This window comes from Ruegeria sp. CDSB113, from assembly GCF_059611045.1.
Genome location: NZ_JBXWOU010000002.1, coordinates 1 through 16,373, shown reverse-complemented (window position 1 = coordinate 16,373; position 16,373 = coordinate 1). Strand labels below are relative to the sequence as shown.

The window sequence follows — 16,373 nt, the reverse complement described above, 5'->3', positions numbered from 1 at the left end:
GCCAAAAGGATAGTTCAATGCCACTCGTTTCACTGGAAAACACGATCACGCTCGCCATGTCCGTGCGAGACAGGCATGTCAGTGCCGAATGGTATCAGGCCAAGCTGGGGTTTGAGCTGATCCACCATATTGACGAAGCCGGTTGGAGCGAGATGAAGACCAAAACCGACGGAGTGACCTTGGGCCTGGGTGAGCAGGCCGAGCCTGCGCCGGGCAATACGGTGCCGGTGTTCGGGGTGTCAGATATTGCGACGGCGCGTCAGGCGCTCGAATCCTCGGGCGTCAGATTCGATGGGGCGACTGAAACGATCGAGGGCATGGTCAGCACCGCAACGTTCTACGACCCGGACGGCAATGCACTGATGCTGGCGCAGGATCTGAGCCAAGCGGCAAACGCTGCCGAGTAATCCAGTTGCAGGCTATGAAAACGTGGAGCAGACCGCTTAGGTCTGCTCTTTGTCCTTTTCGGACAGATCCGTGGGCTTCAGGGTCAATGGCGGATCTTTGACCTCTTCTGAAATCGGTGCAGGGGCCTGCACTTCTTCTGGTCCGGGCACCGGGTGAGCCATGGGCGCATCATCGCAGTCCTCAACCGGCTCGCGCTCTGAAGAAAACTCAGCTGCAACCTCACGCCGAAACACTAGAACATTGCGCCAGTTCACGGTGGAACTGGTCAGGCCCGCGCGTTCCTCGCTGGGCAAAAGCTCCGCACGCTGGTAATCCCAGCCATCCTGCCCCATCTGATTCAGGATCTGTTCGATCGACACTGCAAACCGCCCTTCGGCAGTTTTGACGCCCTTGGCCTTGGTGCCTTTTTGCGGGGCGGGGACAACTTTGTATTCGTAGCGCTGCATCAGATTTTCCTGGTTGCCGATCCCCAGCAATCTAACATGTTGTCGGGTTTCGAACAGTCATCATCGCCCGTTGGGCAAATTCTGTTTTGTCTGTTGCGCCCCGCGCGCGGGACCGGAAAGGTCCGGGCCAGACGCACGGACCCTGCCGTAGCAGTTTCTTGAACCGAAAGGCTTACGAGCTCAGCTTTTTGCTGACCATCTCATTGACGGCTTTGGGGTTCGCCTTGCCGCCGGTTGCTTTCATGACCTGACCAACAAACCAGCCTGCCAGTTTCGGGTTCACCTTGGCCTTTTCGACCTGTGCTGGATTGGCCGCGATGATTTCGTCCAGCGCAGTTTCGATGGCACCGGTGTCGGTGACCTGCTTCATGCCTTCAGTTTCGACGATTTCATTGGGATCGCGGCCAGACGTAAACGAAATTTCGAATACTTCTTTGGCAATCTTACTAGAAATGACGCCTTCACGCATCAGTACGATAATCTGCCCGAGCTGCTCCGGTGAAATAGGGCTGTCAGAAATGTCCAAGTTGGCATTTTTCAACGCACCAAATAGATCATTTACGACCATGTTCGAAACACCGTGCGCCACCGTGTTTTTCGAAGATTGAATTTCTTTGGTGCTAACACCGGTGCCATCGACGTAGGCAACTGTACCTTCGAAGTAGTCCGCTGACTTTACTTCTGCGGTCAAAACGGAAGCATTGTAATCCGTCAGTCCGAACTCTTTGATAAAGCGCGCTTTCTTAGCATCCGGCAGTTCCGGAAGCCTGGCTGCGATGTCATCAACCCACGCCTGTTCAATTTCCAGGGGCAGCAGGTCAGGGTCGGGGAAATAGCGGTAATCATGCGCTTCTTCCTTTGACCGCATCGAGCGTGTCTCACTCTTGTCCGGATCATACAGGCGGGTTTCCTGATCGACAGTACCGCCACCTTCGACGATGGCAATCTGACGCCGGGCCTCGACCTCGATCGCTTGCTGGATAAAGCGCATTGAGTTCATGTTCTTGATCTCGCAACGCGTACCCAGATGCGAGAAGTCCTGCGTTTCCTGATACTTTTCATAGGCACCGGGCAAGCAGATCGAAACATTGACGTCCGCCCGCAAGTTGCCGTTTTGCATGTTGCCATCGCAGGTACCCAGATAACGAAGAATCTGGCGCATCTTGGCGATGTAGGCTGCTGCTTCTTCGGGGCCGCGAATATCTGGGCGGCTGACGATCTCCATCAGGCAAACACCGGTCCGGTTCAGGTCGACAAAGGACATATTCGGGTCCATGTCATGGATCGATTTGCCTGCGTCCTGTTCCATATGGATGCGTTCAATTCGCACCATGCGCGCAGTGCCGTCGCCCATTTCCACCAGCACTTCACCTTCGCCCACAATGGGCTGGTACAGCTGAGAAATCTGGTAACCCTGCGGCAGGTCCGGATAAAAATAATTCTTGCGGTCAAAGGCCGATACCAGGTTGATATCCGCCTTCAGGCCCAGACCGGTTCGTACCGCCTGTTCAACGCAGTATTCGTTGATCACCGGCAGCATTCCCGGCATCGCCGCGTCCACGAATGCCACGTTCGAATTTGGCTCGGCCCCGAATTGAGTCGATGCTCCCGAGAACAGCTTGGCATTGGACGAGACCTGCGCATGCACCTCCATCCCGATGACCAGTTCCCAATCGTGCTTGGCCCCGGCAATGGTTTTGGGTTTGGGCATTTCGTATGTCAGGTCGAGCATGGCGCGCCTCATTTCCGCAGAAGTCTAAGCCTGCGTATTAGGCCCGGCTCGGCCTAGGGGCAAGGGGGAATCAGTGCCCGGACAGGCGCAAACCCGTCGGAGTAAACGTCACATCCAATCCGCTGCGCAGCTCATCACGGAACAGATCGCCAATTGCACGCAGGGCATCGCGCTGCCCACGGGCCGCGAACCGTTCGGGTGAATTGATCCGAACACTGTTGTTGAAGCCATTTGCTGCATGGGCCCAAATCAACGGGTGCAGTTCTGTCAGGTGGTCGCGGATCAGCCAGTTTGCAGCCTGGTGTATTTGGCTGCGCACCAGATCAGCCTTGTCGCACTGGCCAACGCCGTTCTGGATCGTGATGGCACAGTAAGCCGACAGCATGTTGACGGTTTGCTGGTCAGGACGCCGACGCAGAATATCGTGCATGCCTTCCAGGAAGAAATCGACATCCAGACGCGCGCAGGCCTCTTCGTCCAGGGCGATCGCGTCAAACTGAACCCAAGTATATCCACCGGCGCCCCAGATATCCTGGGTTTGGGCCGCCATACGCAGTGCCTGGACCTCAAGCTCGCCATAGCTTCCGAACCAGCGCGGCAGCAGGTGGGTCCCCATCGCGCGCATGTGCCGATGATTCAACGGGTCGAGCTTGATCAACCGCTCGTATTCATCCGCCACCCGTGTGTTGGCTCTACGCTGACCCGCCAAAATTGCGCAGCCAGCCGAGGCGACAATGGGGCTGTCCGCTGCGGCCTCGCGACAATTGGGAAGGATTGCAGCTGCCCGATCGAAATGGGCGGCGCAGCGGGATTGGTGCAGCGAGGGCAGGGTTGCTTCGTTCGTCGTACAGCGCCATGCCCATGCCATATCAATGTGGGCCAAAGCGACAACCAAGGCGATCATCGGGTCACCCGAATGCGCGCGCATCTCGTCTTCCAATTCGGAAATGCCGCTCAGGACGTCAAACTCTGATAGCGCTTTGGCATCGGACAGCGCATGTTCTGCCGCCAGAACCACATCGGCCCGCGCCCCAAACGCCAGCAATTCCGCGACAGGCATGCCGTCGGGTGCAGTTTCCCGTGCGTCGTCTGCTTTGTGCATCAGGTCGGACAATTCTGCCCAGCGATCCTGCCTGGCGAGGAAACGGCCTTTTTCTATCGAGCTGCGCCCAATCTCATCCTGGGCCTGAACATCAGCCAATGGGATGTTCAGTTGCCCTTGGTCTGGCAACACGGGCGAAACAGCCGGGTCAGCGAAATACGCGCCGGATGCAGCGGGATGAGCAATAGAAGATCGGGAACGGGACGAACGGTCCCTAAAAAACCAGAACATGGCGGCACTCGAAACAAACAAACCAGAAACTTGAGGGTAAGAGCTTTGCTGCAATCGGTGTCAAATTCAAGGTCTTTGAAGGGGACTGGTTGGCATTTGCCTCTAATCTTTCAAAAATGAACCTATTGTTTCAAAATGTGACGAAGTGATGACGTTCAATTCGAAAACCAGCCTGTTGCAGGACCTGTTCGAAGTCCCTGTGGTGCGGAGACGACTCATCAGGCAGCCGAATCCGCTTGCCGGATCTCAAAATCAGAGAAACGCGCACCGAGAAATCCCAACGCGTGTCAAAGCGAACATAATCAATGTCCGAACGATCAATTTCGGCCTCACGGGTGCCGGTAAACCAGCGCAGTTTGTTTTGATCAAGAACCAGCCCTGCGCTGGTGTTCTGAGCAATATCCCAAATGGCCGGTAACGTAGGCAACGCCAACAGCGCCATCAGCCACCATGCCGCGTCGAACAGGATCACAAGTGCCAGCAAGGCCGCATAAACGCAGATCAGGACACCGACAGTGCGCGGTGCCCGGTTCTGACGTGTAAACTTGAATTCCGTCATGCGTTGAGAATGCGCGAAACCATTTCGGTCGTGTCGCGCGACAGGTCGGGCGTTTCTGCGATGCGGGTAAGCTGTGCGCGGATCAGGTCCTGACGGTCCGCGTCATAGCGTTTCCAGGTCTGGAAGGCCGAACACATCCGCGCCGTGGTCTGCGGGTTGACCGGGTCCAGTTTGATCAACCAGTCGGCCAGCAACGCATAACCCGCACCATCTGCGCGGTGGAAACCGGCATGGTTCATCGCCAGCGCACCCATCACCGCCCGGAAACGATTGGGGTTTTTCCAGTTGAAGTCGGCGTGCTCGGTCAGGGTGCGGGCGACGTCTGCCGTGGTCGCTGGCGAGGCCATTCCGACCTGAAGGGCAAACCATTTGTCCATAACCAGACGGTCGTGCTGCCATTGTACGTAGAACGCAGAAAGCTCGGCCTCGCCTTTGCCTGCGCGCAGCAGGCAGGACAGGGCGCTCAGTTGCTGTGTCATGTTGCCAGCCGCCGCGTATTGCTCGGCTGCCATTGCCGCACCATCAAGCCGTGACGTCAGGGCCAGTGCGGCATTGCCAAGCGAACGTTTGCCGGCTTGGTCTGCATCGGGACTGTATGGTGCCTCGATCAAGGTTTCGCTGTGCAAGCGCGGCAGCAAGTCCTGAACGTGCTGCGCGGTTGCCTGCCGCAGCGTCTCGACCGCTGTCCAGATCGCCATAGGGTCAGGTGTTTCACCCCGGTCGGACAACGCGGCCGCAAGCTCGGATTGCGAAGGCAGACCCAGCATAAGGGCGCGATACGCCGGGTCCAGATCGCCGTCGCGGAGAACGGCCAACACCCCGTCCAGGTAATCCGCACCCGGCGTTGCGTCTTTCAGGATCATGCGCAACAGCGTGTCCTGCGCCAAAGACCGTCCCGCCTGCCACCGATTGAAAGGATCGGTGTCGTGGGCCAGAAGGAAGGCGCGTTCGGCGTCAGTGTGATCGTGCTCAAGGATCACAGGGGCCGAGAAATCTCGCAGGATCGATGCAACAGGTTTTGCCGCCAGCCCGGCAAATTGGAAGCTTTGTTCCGCTTCGGTCAGTTCCAGAATCTCGGTCGCGCGCACCTCGTCCCCGTTTTGGCCAAGCAGACCTACAGCGACGGGGATCACTTGCGGCAGCTTTTCGGATTGCCCAGGTGTTTCTTCGGTGTGCTGCGCCAATGTCAGCGTATATGTGCCGTCATTCCAATCTTCGCTCACTGTCACGCGCGGCGTGCCAGATTGGCTGTACCAGCGCTTGAACTGGCTCAGATCGCGGTCGGTGGTGTCCTCAAACACCTTGATCCAGTCTTCAATGGTGCAGGCCTGTCCGTCATGGCGGAGGAAATACAGATCCAAGGCCTTGGTGTAGGCCTCATCACCAACCAGACGTTTCAGCATACCGATGATCTCGGCACCTTTTTCGTATACGGTCGCGGTGTAGAAATTGTTGATTTCCTGAAAGCTCTCAGGCCGGACGGGATGCGACAAGGGCCCGTTATCTTCGGGGAATTGCCGCGCGCGCAGGTCGATGGCGTCCTCAATCCGCTTCACCGGGGCCGAGCGCATGTCCGAGGTGAACTGTGCGTCGCGGAAAACGGTCAGCCCTTCTTTCAGGCACAGCTGGAACCAGTCGCGGCAGGTGATCCGGTTGCCGGTCCAGTTGTGGAAATACTCATGCGCGATGATCGCTTCGATCCGTTCAAAATTGGCGTCGGTCGAGGTTTCGGGGCTGGCCAGAACAGCGGATGAGTTGAAGATGTTCAGCCCCTTGTTCTCCATCGCGCCCATGTTGAAATCGTCCACGGCCACGATGTTGAATACGTCCAGATCGTATTCCCGACCATAGACGTCCTCGTCCCATTTCATGGATTTCTTAAGGGCTTCCATACCAAAGGCACATTTGCCTTCGTCGCCGGGACGGACCCAGAGGTTTAGTTCAACTTCGCGGCCCGACATAGTGGTGAACTGGCCGGGATGGGTAATCAGATCGCCCGCGACCAGCGCGAACAGGTAAGCGGGTTTGGGCCACGGATCGGTCCATTCTGCCCAGCCTTCGCCTTTGCCCGAGGGGTTGCCGTTGGACAGCAGTACAGGAAGGTCGCCGTTGATGTGCACGGTAAAGGTGGACATTACATCGGGGCGGTCGGGGTAGTAAGTGATCTTGCGGAACCCTTCTGCCTCGCACTGGGTGCAGTACATGCCGTTCGACATATATAGCCCTTCGAGGGCCGTATTATTGCCAGGATCGATCTCAACCTCGGCCTCCCAGATAAACGGCGCGTCGGGGGCAGCAACGGTCAGGCCCTTGTCGGCAATTTCGGGAGTGATTTCCGCACCGTCGATGGATGCGCGGATCAGCTTGAGGTCTTCGCCATGCAAGAAGAACGTCTTGTCGCTGGCCTCAGGGTTGGGACGAAATGCGATGCGTGATGTGACGCGGGTTGCGTGGGCGGCAAGATCGAACGTCAGGTGCACGCTGTCCACCAGATAGCCAAACGGCGTGTAGTCTTTCAGATAGATCGTCGTGGGGGCAGCGTCGCGCATCAGGGGCCTCGCGTGATTTTGTGTTTGCGCGAACGTATGGGCTGTGGCGGTTGGCTGCAAGCGGTGCGATCCGCGCGCCGGAATGTCCCGATAATTGATTTTGGTAAGTCTTTTTGACCGCGACGCTGCGGCGCACGTTGCCTATCGGAAACTTTCGTCCTAAATGCTGACGGCATACAGTCGTGCACATTCCCGGGAGAAACAAAAATGAGCAGCAGACAGGCGCGCAGCGGATTGCAGGTGGATACGGTTCTGGCCGAGTTCATCGAAGGCCAAGCCCTGCCGGGAACCGGTGTCACAGCAGATGCCTTCTGGGATGGTCTGGCGCGCATAGTTGCCGAGCTTGGCCCCAAGAACCGCGCCTTTCTGGCCAAGCGGCAGGACATCCAGGGCAAGGTCGATGCATGGCATCTTGATCGCCAAGGCCAAGACCACGACGCCGAGGCCTATCAGGCATTCCTGCGCGAGATCGGTTATCTGGTCGAGGAAGGTGCAGATTTCCAGATTGAAACCGCTAATGTCGACCCCGAGATCGCCTCGATCCCCGGACCGCAGTTGGTCGTACCGATCACCAATGCGCGATTTGCACTGAACGCAGCCAATGCACGTTGGGGCAGCCTTTACGATGCGCTTTACGGAACGGACGCGATGGGTGATCTGCCCGTGGCTGGCGGCTACGACGCAGCGCGGGGCGCGCGGGTGATTGCATGGGCCAAAGGGTTCTTGGATGACGCTGTGCCGCTGGCTTTCGGGTCATGGGCTGATGTCTCAGATCTGAGCGTACAGGACGGCGCGCTGATGCCAACTCTGGCCAATCCTAAACAATTTGTAGGTTACGACGGAGACCCGGGCAAACCGGATACGGTACTGCTCTGCAACAACGGGCTGCACATTCAGATCAGGGTCGACGGACACAGCGCTATCGGGGCCACTGATCCGGCGCATATTGCCGATATGCGTCTGGAATCGGCCTTGTCGACCATCATGGATTGCGAGGATTCGGTCGCTTGCGTCGATGCCACTGACAAGGTGGTGGCATATGGCAACTGGCTTGGGTTGATGAAGGGTGACCTGACCGAAGAGGTGAACAAGGGCAACACGACTTTCACCCGCAAACTTGCCAAGGACCTGAGCTTTACAACGGCATCCGGTGAGACAGGCAGCTTGAAGGGTCGTTCGCTGATGCTGATCCGCAACGTCGGGCATTTGATGACAAACCCTGCTGTGTTGGATGAACAGGGCAATGAGATCGGCGAAGGGTTGATGGATGCGCTCTGCACGACGCTGATCTCCATGCACGATCTTAAGCGTGACGGCGGAAATTCTGTCCAAGGCTCGGTCTATGTGGTCAAGCCCAAAATGCACGGCCCGAAAGAAGTCGCGTTCTCGGTTGAGATTTTTGATATGGTCGAAGACATCCTTGGCCTGCCGCGCAATACCGTGAAGCTGGGCATCATGGATGAAGAACGCCGCACGTCGGTCAACCTCAAGGAATGCATCCGCGCTGCGAAATCGCGGGTGGCCTTTATTAACACAGGTTTTCTTGATCGGACCGGGGATGAGATTCACACCTCGATCGAAGCTGGGCCAATGCTGCCCAAGGGCGACATCAAGAACACGCCTTGGATTGCGTCTTATGAAGATCGCAACGTAGATATCGGTCTGGCCTGCGGTCTGAAGGGCAAGGCGCAGATCGGCAAAGGCATGTGGGCTATGCCTGACCGGATGGGTGATATGCTGGAGCAGAAGATCGGCCACCCGAAATCCGGCGCGACATGCGCCTGGGTGCCGTCGCCGACAGCCGCGACATTGCACGTGACGCATTATCACAAGGTCGACGTGCTGGCCCGCCAGGATGAACTGGCTGCCGGTGGCGCGCGGGGGACGTTGGGGGATTTGCTGACCATTCCGCTCCTGGGCGGCCGAAACCTTAGCGAGGACGAGATCGCCCGCGAGATCGAGAACAACGCGCAGGGCATTCTTGGATACGTGGTGCGCTGGGTTGATCAGGGTGTTGGCTGTTCGAAAGTGCCGGATATCAACGATGTCGGTCTGATGGAGGATCGCGCGACTTGTCGGATTTCATCTCAGGCGCTGGCCAACTGGTTGCACCATGATGTTGTCTCGGAAGGGCAGGTCATGGCTGCGATGCAAAAAATGGCCGCTGTGGTGGATCGCCAGAACGAAAATGACGCAGACTATCGCCCGTTGGCACCCGGTTTCGACGGAATTGCTTTCCAAGCGGCCTGTGATCTGGTCTTCAAGGGGCGCGTGCAACCCTCGGGGTATACCGAGCCGGTCCTGCATGCCCGCCGGTTGGAACTGAAAGCCAGCCTTTAAACCAACAGGAACGATAGGACACGATATGGGAGTTTCCCTCCGCAAAGCCCGCACCATCATCCGAAAGACCCTTGAGAAGGGGCACGAAATGGAGCTGAAACCCCTTTCCGTCGTCGTTCTTGATGCAGGCGGTCACGTGATCGCATTTGAACGCGAAGACGACGCGGCCCCCGGTCGGTTCGCAATTGCGCATGGCAAGGCCTATGGCTCGGTGATGCTTGGCATGGCTGGCACCGCGCAGATGCAGCGGGCCGAAGCGCAGGCCTATTTCATGGCCGCTGTGAATGGCGTCTATGGCGGGCAGGTCGTGCCAGTTCCGGGTGGTGTGTTGCTGCGCGACAAAAAGGGCGCAGTTATCGGTGCGGTCGGCGTGACCGGCGATACGTCCGACAATGATGCCGCAGCGGCATTGGCCGGGATCGAAACTGCCGGCCTGATTGGCGAGATCTGAACCTGATGACTGTCGGAGAGCCTTTTGGGCTCTCCGACCCAATGCGATGTTTGTGCAAAGCCACAAAAACGGGCAATGGCCAAAGTACCAGCCAAAGCGCGATCATTTTCCAACATGTGCACAGTTGAACAAGAGCTTGCGCTGACACGCAGGGCCTGTGCTATTGCGCGCTGTTCTTGCTGTCGATAGTTTTTGGAAAGCAAACAGAAAACGCAGGAACGCAGCATGTCTCGACCCGTCGTCGGTATCATCGGCAACTCGTATTTGATGAATGATCAATATCCGACCCATGCCGGTGGGACGATGAACTCGGATGCGGTTGCCAATGTGTCGGACTGTCTGCCACTGCTGATCCCAGCCGATCCGCGCTATGTCTCGGTCGATGAGCTGCTTGAGGTCTGCGACGGGTTTCTGCTGACCGGCGGGCGCCCGAATGTCCACCCCGAGGAATACGGCGAGTCCGCGACTGAGGCCCATGGCGAATTTGACCGGGCGCGCGATGCGATCACATTGCCGCTGGTGCGGGCCTGTGTGGAACGCGGGCAGCCCTTCTTTGGCATCTGCCGAGGGTTCCAAGAAGTCAACGTGGCGATGGGCGGGACACTATACCCGGAAATCCGCGAGCTGCCGGGTCGGATGAACCACCGCATGCCGCCTGATGGGACCCTGGAAGAGAAGTTTGCCCTGCGTCATGTCGTTGCGCTGAACGAGGGCGGAGTATTCCACCGCCTGATGGGCGCGACCGAAGTGATGACGAACACCTTGCACGGGCAGGGGATCAAATCGGTTGGGCGTCGGGTAGTGATTGATGGTCAAGCCCCCGATGGAACGCCCGAGGCGATATTCATTCAGGACGCGCCCGGATTCACGTTGTCAGTGCAATGGCACCCGGAATGGGATGCTGAAAATGATCCCGTGTCACGCCCTTTGTTCAAGGCATTCGGTGCTGCTGTACATGCATGGGCAACCGGGTCGGATAGGGCGTTGGTACAACAATCCGCGTAAGTCCTGCGCCGATCCGAGAGAGAGGGTCCGGACCGGCGCAGCGCGATCAAACCAGCAGATTGAACTGATTGATCAAAGGCAGGGTGCGCGCACGTTCACCCGTCAGGTCAAAAAGGGCATTGCCAAGGGCCGGCATGGACGGGGGTGTCCCCGGTTCGCCAACGCCACCCATGTGGTGGTTGGTTTCCAGAATTTTCACTTCGGTCACCGGAGCATTGTGCATCCGCAAAGCGTCGTAGTCGGGGAAGTTGTACTGTTCGACCTCACCGTCCGCGAATGTGATCTCACCCATCACGGCCGCCGACAGGCCATAGATCATGCCGCCGAACATCTGCGCCTCGACTGTGCCGGGGTCCAGGGCCAGACCGACGTCACAGGCGATCCATGCCTTGGCGATACGGATAGTGCCGTCCTCATCGACGACCTCGATCACCTGAGCGACCGGCGTGCCAAAGCTATAGGTCATCGCCACACCGCGCCCGACACCGTCAGGGGTTTTTCCGGTCCAGCCGGACATCTCTTTCACGGCTTGTAGGCAGCCTGCCGATGGCGCGTGCTCGGCTTTGGCCAATTCCAATCGGAACTCCAGCGGGTCACGACCTGCGGCATGGGCCATCTCGTCCATGAATGTCTCATGGAAGAATCCATTTTGGCTGTTCCCGACTGAACGCCAGAAGCCGACGGGAATATCCAGATCGGCGATGTGCCCGCTCATGCGATAGTTGGGCACCGCGTAGGGTTGGTTAAAGAATCCTTCGACCAGCACTTTGTCAGGGCCACCAGCCGGCAAGCCGGTATAGCGCTGAACCGCTTGTTGCGTGCAGGATTGCGCTGCGACCTTGCCGTCAATCAGAACGGCTTGACCGTCTTTGACAGCACCGCGCATACGGGCCATCGCACCGGGGCGATAGTAGTCGTGGCGCATGTCTTCTTCTCGGCTCCAGGTGGTCTGGACAGGAACGCCGGGCATGGCCATCGCGACCTTTGTGGCGATCTCGCCAAAGTCCAGCTCACCCCGGCGGCCAAATCCCCCACCCAGATAGGTGGTGTGGATTTGAACGGCCTCTTTGTCCAGGTTGGCCGTGTTGGCCGCCCGTATTTGGACAAGCGTCGGGGCCTGATTGCCACACCACAGTTCCAGCGCCGAGCCTGTGAACAGCGCGGTGGCGTTCATCGGCTCCATTGTAGAATGGGCCAGATAGGGCACCGTATATTCGGCCGTGATTTCGGTGGCGCCGTCGGGCAGAGTGTCAACATCCCCGTCATCGCGCATGGTCGAATTGGGGGGCGCGTCGAATGCATTGGCAATTTCGGTGAAAATGGCGTCGGTTTCCGGCGGGTAGGGGGCGTCGCCCCAATCTACGTTAATCGCCTCGACTGCCTGAATGGCCAGCCATGTGTTGGTGGCAATCACAGCCACGCCGTTGCCCAGATCAACCACCTTTTCCACGCCGGGCATTTGCTCAGCCGCGCTGGCGTCAAAGCCTTTCACCTCGCCGCCCAGCTTGGGATTGATGCGGACCGAGGCGAATTTCAGACCCTCGGGGCGCACATCGATCCCAAACTCAGCCGTTCCGGTGGATTTGCCGACCACATCCACACGCGGCAAGTTCCGCCCCAGCAAGCGCCAGTTGGACGGATCGCGCAATTCGACTTCCGGCGGTTCAATCTGACCGGCAGCCTCGGCAAGCTCAGTATACGGAATGCGCGTCCCATCCGGCGCGATTACAGCACCGTTTTCGGTCTTCAGTTGCGCACGATCCACGCCCAGACGGTTGGCAGCGGCCTGTTTCAGCGTTTCGCGCGCGGTCGCACCCGCTTCGCGCATACGCTCGAAGCCATCTTTCATCGAGGTCGAACCACCGGTCACCTGCAAGCTCAGCGTCCTGCCAAGAACGCCCAGAGCCTCACCCAGATTGTGCTGGAAGTCCGAGATGTCATAACCCTTGTTCGGCAATCCCTCACCAACTAGGGCCGAGTTGTAATAGGCCGCTGCTGCGGGGCCGTGCAGAACGCGGATCTGGTCCAGTTCCACATCCAGTTCTTCGGCGATCAAGGCTGCCCAAGTGGTCCTGACGCCTTGCCCCATCTCGGCGCGAGGGGCGAACAGCGTGACGCCTTGCTGATCAATCAGAACAAAAGGGCTGAGCGCGGTTTCGCCCTTAGCCGGCTTCAGCGGATTGGCGGCCGGGCGGCTGACGTAATACGCCCCGAATGCCACGCCGCCGACAATCGCGGCCGAGCCGATCAGGAACGTACGACGGAGGATTTTTCCAACAGATGCCATCGTTTATGCCTCTTTCAGCTTGGATGCAGCGTCGTGGATTGCCGCCCGGATACGAGGGTAAGTGCCACAACGGCACAGGTTACCCTGCATCGCATCGTCGATATCGGTATCCGAAGGCGCAGGGTTCTCGGCCAGCAGCGCTGCGGCCTGCATGATCTGGCCCGATTGGCAGTAACCACATTGCGCCACTTGATGATCGACCCAGGCCTGCTGGATCGCGGCCATCGCGCCCGGGGTGCCAATGCCTTCGATCGTGGTCACTTCGCCCCATACATCCGACAGCGCCACTTGGCATGAGCGTACCGCCTCGCCGTCAATATGAACGGTGCATGCCCCACAGGCGGCCACGCCGCAGCCGAATTTGGTGCCAGTCAAGCCGACCTCATCCCGTAGAACCCAAAGCAGGGGGACGTCATCGGGCAGGTCAACCTGATGTTGCGTTCCGTTAATCTTCAAGTCGGTCGCCATGGCACACCTCGTGTAACTGGTTTCTGACATAATTGTTTAAATGTGTCATTGTGTCAATTGACAAAATGAACAGAGAATGTCAGAGATTTAAAGATGGCAGATTCAGCAGAAGATTCACGACAGCAGGCGATCCTGAATTCGGCCTTTCAGGCCTTTGCCACCTATGGACTCCGAAAAACCTCAATGGATGATATAGCGCGGGGCGCGGGGATGTCCCGGCCCGCCGTTTATCTGCATTTCAAGAACAAAGAGGCGATCGTCACGAAGCTGACCGAACGCTACTATGCAGAGAAAATCACCGCAGTCGCTGCGGCGCTGACCGCGTCGGGGCCGGTTTCAGATGTATTGAAGCGCGCAGTGCAAGCACAGACCGAGGGGATGACGATCATCCTCGCATCCCCCCACGGGCTTGAAATGTTGGATACGACCAAGTCCATGTCGTCAGACATCATCTCGCAGGGTGAGGCCGAACTGGCCCGACTGTATTCCGGGTGGCTGTCGTGTGAAGCCAAAGCCGGACGCGTCGCGCTGCTGGCGGATGCAGATGAGACGGCCAAGACGATAACCGCCACCCTTAAGGGGCTGAAGGCGAGTGCTATCGGTGCGGAGGAGTACGAAACCCGTGTTGCCCAGTTTGCCGCATTGATCGGGGCGGGGCTAGAAGTCAGGTAACGCGCTGGCGCACCTTGAATTCTGGTGCGTCCCACAGGCGGTTCTGCATGATGTCCGCCAAGATTTCGACTGCATTTTCAACATCCTGCTCATCAATGTACAGCGGCGTGAAGCCAAACCGCATGATGTCAGGCGCGCGGAAGTCTCCGATCACACCGTGGGCAATCAGGGCCTGCATGGCGGCATAGCCGTCGGCAAATCGGAAAGACACCTGACTACCGCGCTGGGCAGGATCACGCGGGCTTGCCAGTTGCAAATCGGGGCAGGCGGCCTCGACACGTTTGATGAACAACTCGGTCAATTCAATGGATTTGGTCCGTACGTCCTGCATGTCAGCCATATCCCATATGTCCATCGCCGCGGATAGGGCGACCATCTGAAGGATCGGAGGCGTACCGACACGCATTCTTTCGATCCCGTTGCCGGCGCGATAGTCCAGATCAAAGGCAAAAGGCGACTCGTGGCCCAACCACCCGGACAAAGCGGGGCGCACCTGTTCCGTCAGGCGCGGGGCGACATAGATGAATGCGGGCGCACCCGGCCCGCCGTTCAGGTATTTATAGGTGCAACCAACCGCGAAATCTGCATTGCATGCCGCCAAATTGACGGGAATCGCGCCAGCTGAATGGGCTAGGTCCCAGACTGTCACTGTACCGTTTGCATGGGCAAGTTCTGTCAGAGCTTTCATGTCGTGGATCCGGCCCGAGCGGTAATCCACCTCGGTCAGCATCAAAACGGCTACATCCTCGGTCACATTGTCAGCTACGTCTTCCGGTGCGACGACGCGCAGTTCATATTCCGGCCCGAGTGAGCGAAGCAGGCCATCCACCATGTAGAGGTCGGAAGGAAAGTTACCGTTGTCCGAAAGCACGACCTTGCGGTCCGGGCGCAATTCCAGCGCTGAAGCAACGGCCTGGTAAACCTTGATCGACAGGGTGTCACCGGTGACGATACTACCGGGTTCTGCGCCAATCAGCCGTCCGATGCGATCACCTAAACCGGTCGGCATCGCCATCCAGCCTGCCTTGTTCCAGCCGGTGATCAGCATCTGCCCCCATTCCTGAACCATCATGTCACTGACCCGATCTCCGGCAGCGCGCGGCAGCGGTCCAAGCGAATTTCCGTCCAGATAAACGACGCCTTGGGGAAGGTTGAACAGGGCTTTTGTCGCGGCAAAGTCGGTCATCGTTTTCTCATCATTGTGTGGGCAATTGTTGATGCAAAACGGCTATCTGATCCAAAAGCGGCTGTCCATCATCGAAGACCCTCTCTGCAACCATGTCCGGACGCGCGCCGATCGCACGGCTGCGACTAACTGTGATTTTGCTATTTCCAGCGAAAAGCGGTAGGTCATCGGGCAAAAGCGACACTTTGTCCCGCCCGGATATGAAAGATTGCCTGACATGCGAAAAATCGACGTCCCTCCGGTGTGGTTGCTGGGCTTTGCGGTGCTGGCATGGCTGCAGGCGCGGCATATGCCGATGGGGCTGTCGCTCGACAATGGGTTTGTCGATTTGCTCAGCGGTGTTCTGATCGGCGGCGGCATCATCCTGATCGTCCTGGCCGCGGCCGAGTTTCGCCGTCATCGCACCACGATCATTCCGCATGAAACGCCTACATCGCTGGTGCAATCCGGGATCTTCAAGCGTAGCCGAAACCCCATATACGTTGGCGATGTGCTGATCTTAGCCGGCCTGATCCTGCGGTTTGATGCCATAGCGTCATTGGTTCTGATTCCAATATTTGTATGGCTTCTGGAGCGTCGTTTCATCGTGCCAGAAGAGGACAGAATGCGCAGAACTTTTCGCGCCGACTTTGCCCGATATGAACGCCAAACCCGCCGATGGATATGAGGTGATGTGGTAATGACACAACGTAATAATGCTGCGCTTGCGAAATAATGTTGCGCAGGATACACCTTTGCTTAACAAACAATACCGACCACCCGCTCGGTCAGAGTGAAAATTAGGGGGACTGCCAGTGAAGATAGGCACACCGAGAGAGACTTATGACGGTGAAAACCGTGTTGCGATGACGCCAGAGTCAGCGTTGCAGCTTCAGAAGTTGGGCTATGAATGTCTAATTGAGAAGGGTGCTGGTGCTGCGGCTGGATTTTCGGATGC

General features: G+C 58.0%; 15 protein-coding genes. 7 read left to right on the top strand and 8 right to left on the bottom strand.

Translation table 11 applies throughout. The features are described 5' to 3' along the window. The first annotated feature begins 17 nt into the window (after positions 1-17). Positions 18-407, top strand: a complete 390-nt coding sequence (locus tag AC2FIS_RS04510; RefSeq protein WP_496772127.1) for a VOC family protein — start codon at positions 18-20, stop codon at positions 405-407. A 36-nt stretch (positions 408-443) separates the two neighbouring features. Here the strand turns inward: AC2FIS_RS04510 and AC2FIS_RS04505 are convergent, their stop codons facing one another. The 5 genes from AC2FIS_RS04505 to pepN form a co-directional block, all read right to left on the bottom strand. Next, on the bottom strand, positions 444-854 hold the full coding sequence (locus AC2FIS_RS04505) for a DUF4177 domain-containing protein (RefSeq protein WP_496772126.1): 411 nt from the start codon (positions 852-854) through the stop codon (positions 444-446). A gap of 172 nt (positions 855-1,026) precedes the next feature. Next, positions 1,027-2,508, bottom strand: a complete 1,482-nt coding sequence (gene gatB / locus AC2FIS_RS04500) for an Asp-tRNA(Asn)/Glu-tRNA(Gln) amidotransferase subunit GatB (RefSeq protein ID WP_496772522.1) — start codon at positions 2,506-2,508, stop codon at positions 1,027-1,029. Positions 2,509-2,656: 148 nt separating this feature from the next. Continuing rightward, on the bottom strand, positions 2,657-3,919 hold the full coding sequence (locus AC2FIS_RS04495) for a hypothetical protein (RefSeq protein WP_496772124.1): 1,263 nt from the start codon (positions 3,917-3,919) through the stop codon (positions 2,657-2,659). A 130-nt stretch (positions 3,920-4,049) separates the two neighbouring features. Next, positions 4,050-4,478, bottom strand: a complete 429-nt coding sequence (locus AC2FIS_RS04490) for a hypothetical protein (RefSeq protein ID WP_058274358.1) — start codon at positions 4,476-4,478, stop codon at positions 4,050-4,052. Then, positions 4,475-7,027: an aminopeptidase N gene (pepN, locus tag AC2FIS_RS04485; RefSeq protein ID WP_496772123.1), complete on the bottom strand. Its 2,553-nt coding sequence runs from the start codon at positions 7,025-7,027 to the stop codon at positions 4,475-4,477. The genes AC2FIS_RS04490 and pepN overlap by 4 nt, the downstream gene beginning before the upstream one ends. A gap of 207 nt (positions 7,028-7,234) precedes the next feature. On the opposite strand from pepN, the gene AC2FIS_RS04480 reads away from it, so the two are divergent. From AC2FIS_RS04480 to AC2FIS_RS04470, 3 genes are all read left to right on the top strand, one after another. Then, a complete protein-coding gene (locus AC2FIS_RS04480) occupies positions 7,235-9,367 on the top strand; it encodes a malate synthase G (RefSeq protein ID WP_496772122.1) in 2,133 nt (710 codons plus the stop codon). 25 nt (positions 9,368-9,392) lie between these two features. Further along, positions 9,393-9,818, top strand: coding sequence for a GlcG/HbpS family heme-binding protein (locus AC2FIS_RS04475; protein ID WP_496772121.1), 426 nt, complete (start codon positions 9,393-9,395; stop codon positions 9,816-9,818). A gap of 225 nt (positions 9,819-10,043) precedes the next feature. Beyond that, on the top strand, positions 10,044-10,823 hold the full coding sequence (locus tag AC2FIS_RS04470) for a gamma-glutamyl-gamma-aminobutyrate hydrolase family protein (protein WP_109313083.1): 780 nt from the start codon (positions 10,044-10,046) through the stop codon (positions 10,821-10,823). A 46-nt stretch (positions 10,824-10,869) separates the two neighbouring features. Here the strand turns inward: AC2FIS_RS04470 and AC2FIS_RS04465 are convergent, their stop codons facing one another. Beyond that, positions 10,870-13,110, bottom strand: a complete 2,241-nt coding sequence (locus AC2FIS_RS04465; protein ID WP_496772120.1) for a xanthine dehydrogenase family protein molybdopterin-binding subunit — start codon at positions 13,108-13,110, stop codon at positions 10,870-10,872. A gap of 3 nt (positions 13,111-13,113) precedes the next feature. After that, a complete protein-coding gene (locus tag AC2FIS_RS04460) occupies positions 13,114-13,578 on the bottom strand; it encodes a (2Fe-2S)-binding protein (RefSeq protein WP_496772119.1) in 465 nt (154 codons plus the stop codon). A 93-nt stretch (positions 13,579-13,671) separates the two neighbouring features. On the opposite strand from AC2FIS_RS04460, the gene AC2FIS_RS04455 reads away from it, so the two are divergent. Then, a complete protein-coding gene (locus tag AC2FIS_RS04455; RefSeq protein ID WP_496772118.1) occupies positions 13,672-14,250 on the top strand; it encodes a TetR/AcrR family transcriptional regulator in 579 nt (192 codons plus the stop codon). Here AC2FIS_RS04455 and kynU read toward each other — a convergent pair. Continuing rightward, on the bottom strand, positions 14,243-15,436 hold the full coding sequence (gene kynU / locus AC2FIS_RS04450) for a kynureninase (RefSeq protein WP_496772117.1): 1,194 nt from the start codon (positions 15,434-15,436) through the stop codon (positions 14,243-14,245). The two genes, AC2FIS_RS04455 and kynU, sit on opposite strands and share 8 nt — an antisense overlap. Positions 15,437-15,653: 217 nt before the next feature. On the opposite strand from kynU, the gene AC2FIS_RS04445 reads away from it, so the two are divergent. Further along, on the top strand, positions 15,654-16,103 hold the full coding sequence (locus AC2FIS_RS04445; protein ID WP_496772116.1) for a methyltransferase family protein: 450 nt from the start codon (positions 15,654-15,656) through the stop codon (positions 16,101-16,103). 127 nt (positions 16,104-16,230) lie between these two features. Then, positions 16,231-16,373 (top strand): hypothetical protein (locus AC2FIS_RS04440; protein ID WP_496772520.1); only part of this gene is annotated, 143 nt, incomplete at its 3' end.

Excerpts from the sequence above, each read along its gene's own strand:
- gatB (WP_496772522.1), bottom strand. The coding sequence starts at position 2,508 with ATGGAGGTGCATGCGCAGGTCTCGTCCAATGCCAAGCTGTTCTCGGGA.
- kynU (WP_496772117.1), bottom strand. The coding sequence starts at position 15,436 with ATGACCGACTTTGCCGCGACAAAAGCCCTGTTCAACCTTCCCCAAGGC.
- pepN (WP_496772123.1), bottom strand. The coding sequence starts at position 7,027 with ATGCGCGACGCTGCCCCCACGACGATCTATCTGAAAGACTACACGCCG.
- AC2FIS_RS04505 (WP_496772126.1), bottom strand. The coding sequence starts at position 854 with ATGCAGCGCTACGAATACAAAGTTGTCCCCGCCCCGCAAAAAGGCACC.
- AC2FIS_RS04470 (WP_109313083.1), top strand. The coding sequence starts at position 10,044 with ATGTCTCGACCCGTCGTCGGTATCATCGGCAACTCGTATTTGATGAAT.
- AC2FIS_RS04495 (WP_496772124.1), bottom strand. The coding sequence starts at position 3,919 with ATGTTCTGGTTTTTTAGGGACCGTTCGTCCCGTTCCCGATCTTCTATT.
- AC2FIS_RS04510 (WP_496772127.1), top strand. The coding sequence starts at position 18 with ATGCCACTCGTTTCACTGGAAAACACGATCACGCTCGCCATGTCCGTG.
- AC2FIS_RS04490 (WP_058274358.1), bottom strand. The coding sequence starts at position 4,478 with ATGACGGAATTCAAGTTTACACGTCAGAACCGGGCACCGCGCACTGTC.
- AC2FIS_RS04445 (WP_496772116.1), top strand. The coding sequence starts at position 15,654 with ATGCGAAAAATCGACGTCCCTCCGGTGTGGTTGCTGGGCTTTGCGGTG.
- AC2FIS_RS04480 (WP_496772122.1), top strand. The coding sequence starts at position 7,235 with ATGAGCAGCAGACAGGCGCGCAGCGGATTGCAGGTGGATACGGTTCTG.
- AC2FIS_RS04460 (WP_496772119.1), bottom strand. The coding sequence starts at position 13,578 with ATGGCGACCGACTTGAAGATTAACGGAACGCAACATCAGGTTGACCTG.
- AC2FIS_RS04475 (WP_496772121.1), top strand. The coding sequence starts at position 9,393 with ATGGGAGTTTCCCTCCGCAAAGCCCGCACCATCATCCGAAAGACCCTT.
- AC2FIS_RS04455 (WP_496772118.1), top strand. The coding sequence starts at position 13,672 with ATGGCAGATTCAGCAGAAGATTCACGACAGCAGGCGATCCTGAATTCG.
- AC2FIS_RS04465 (WP_496772120.1), bottom strand. The coding sequence starts at position 13,110 with ATGGCATCTGTTGGAAAAATCCTCCGTCGTACGTTCCTGATCGGCTCG.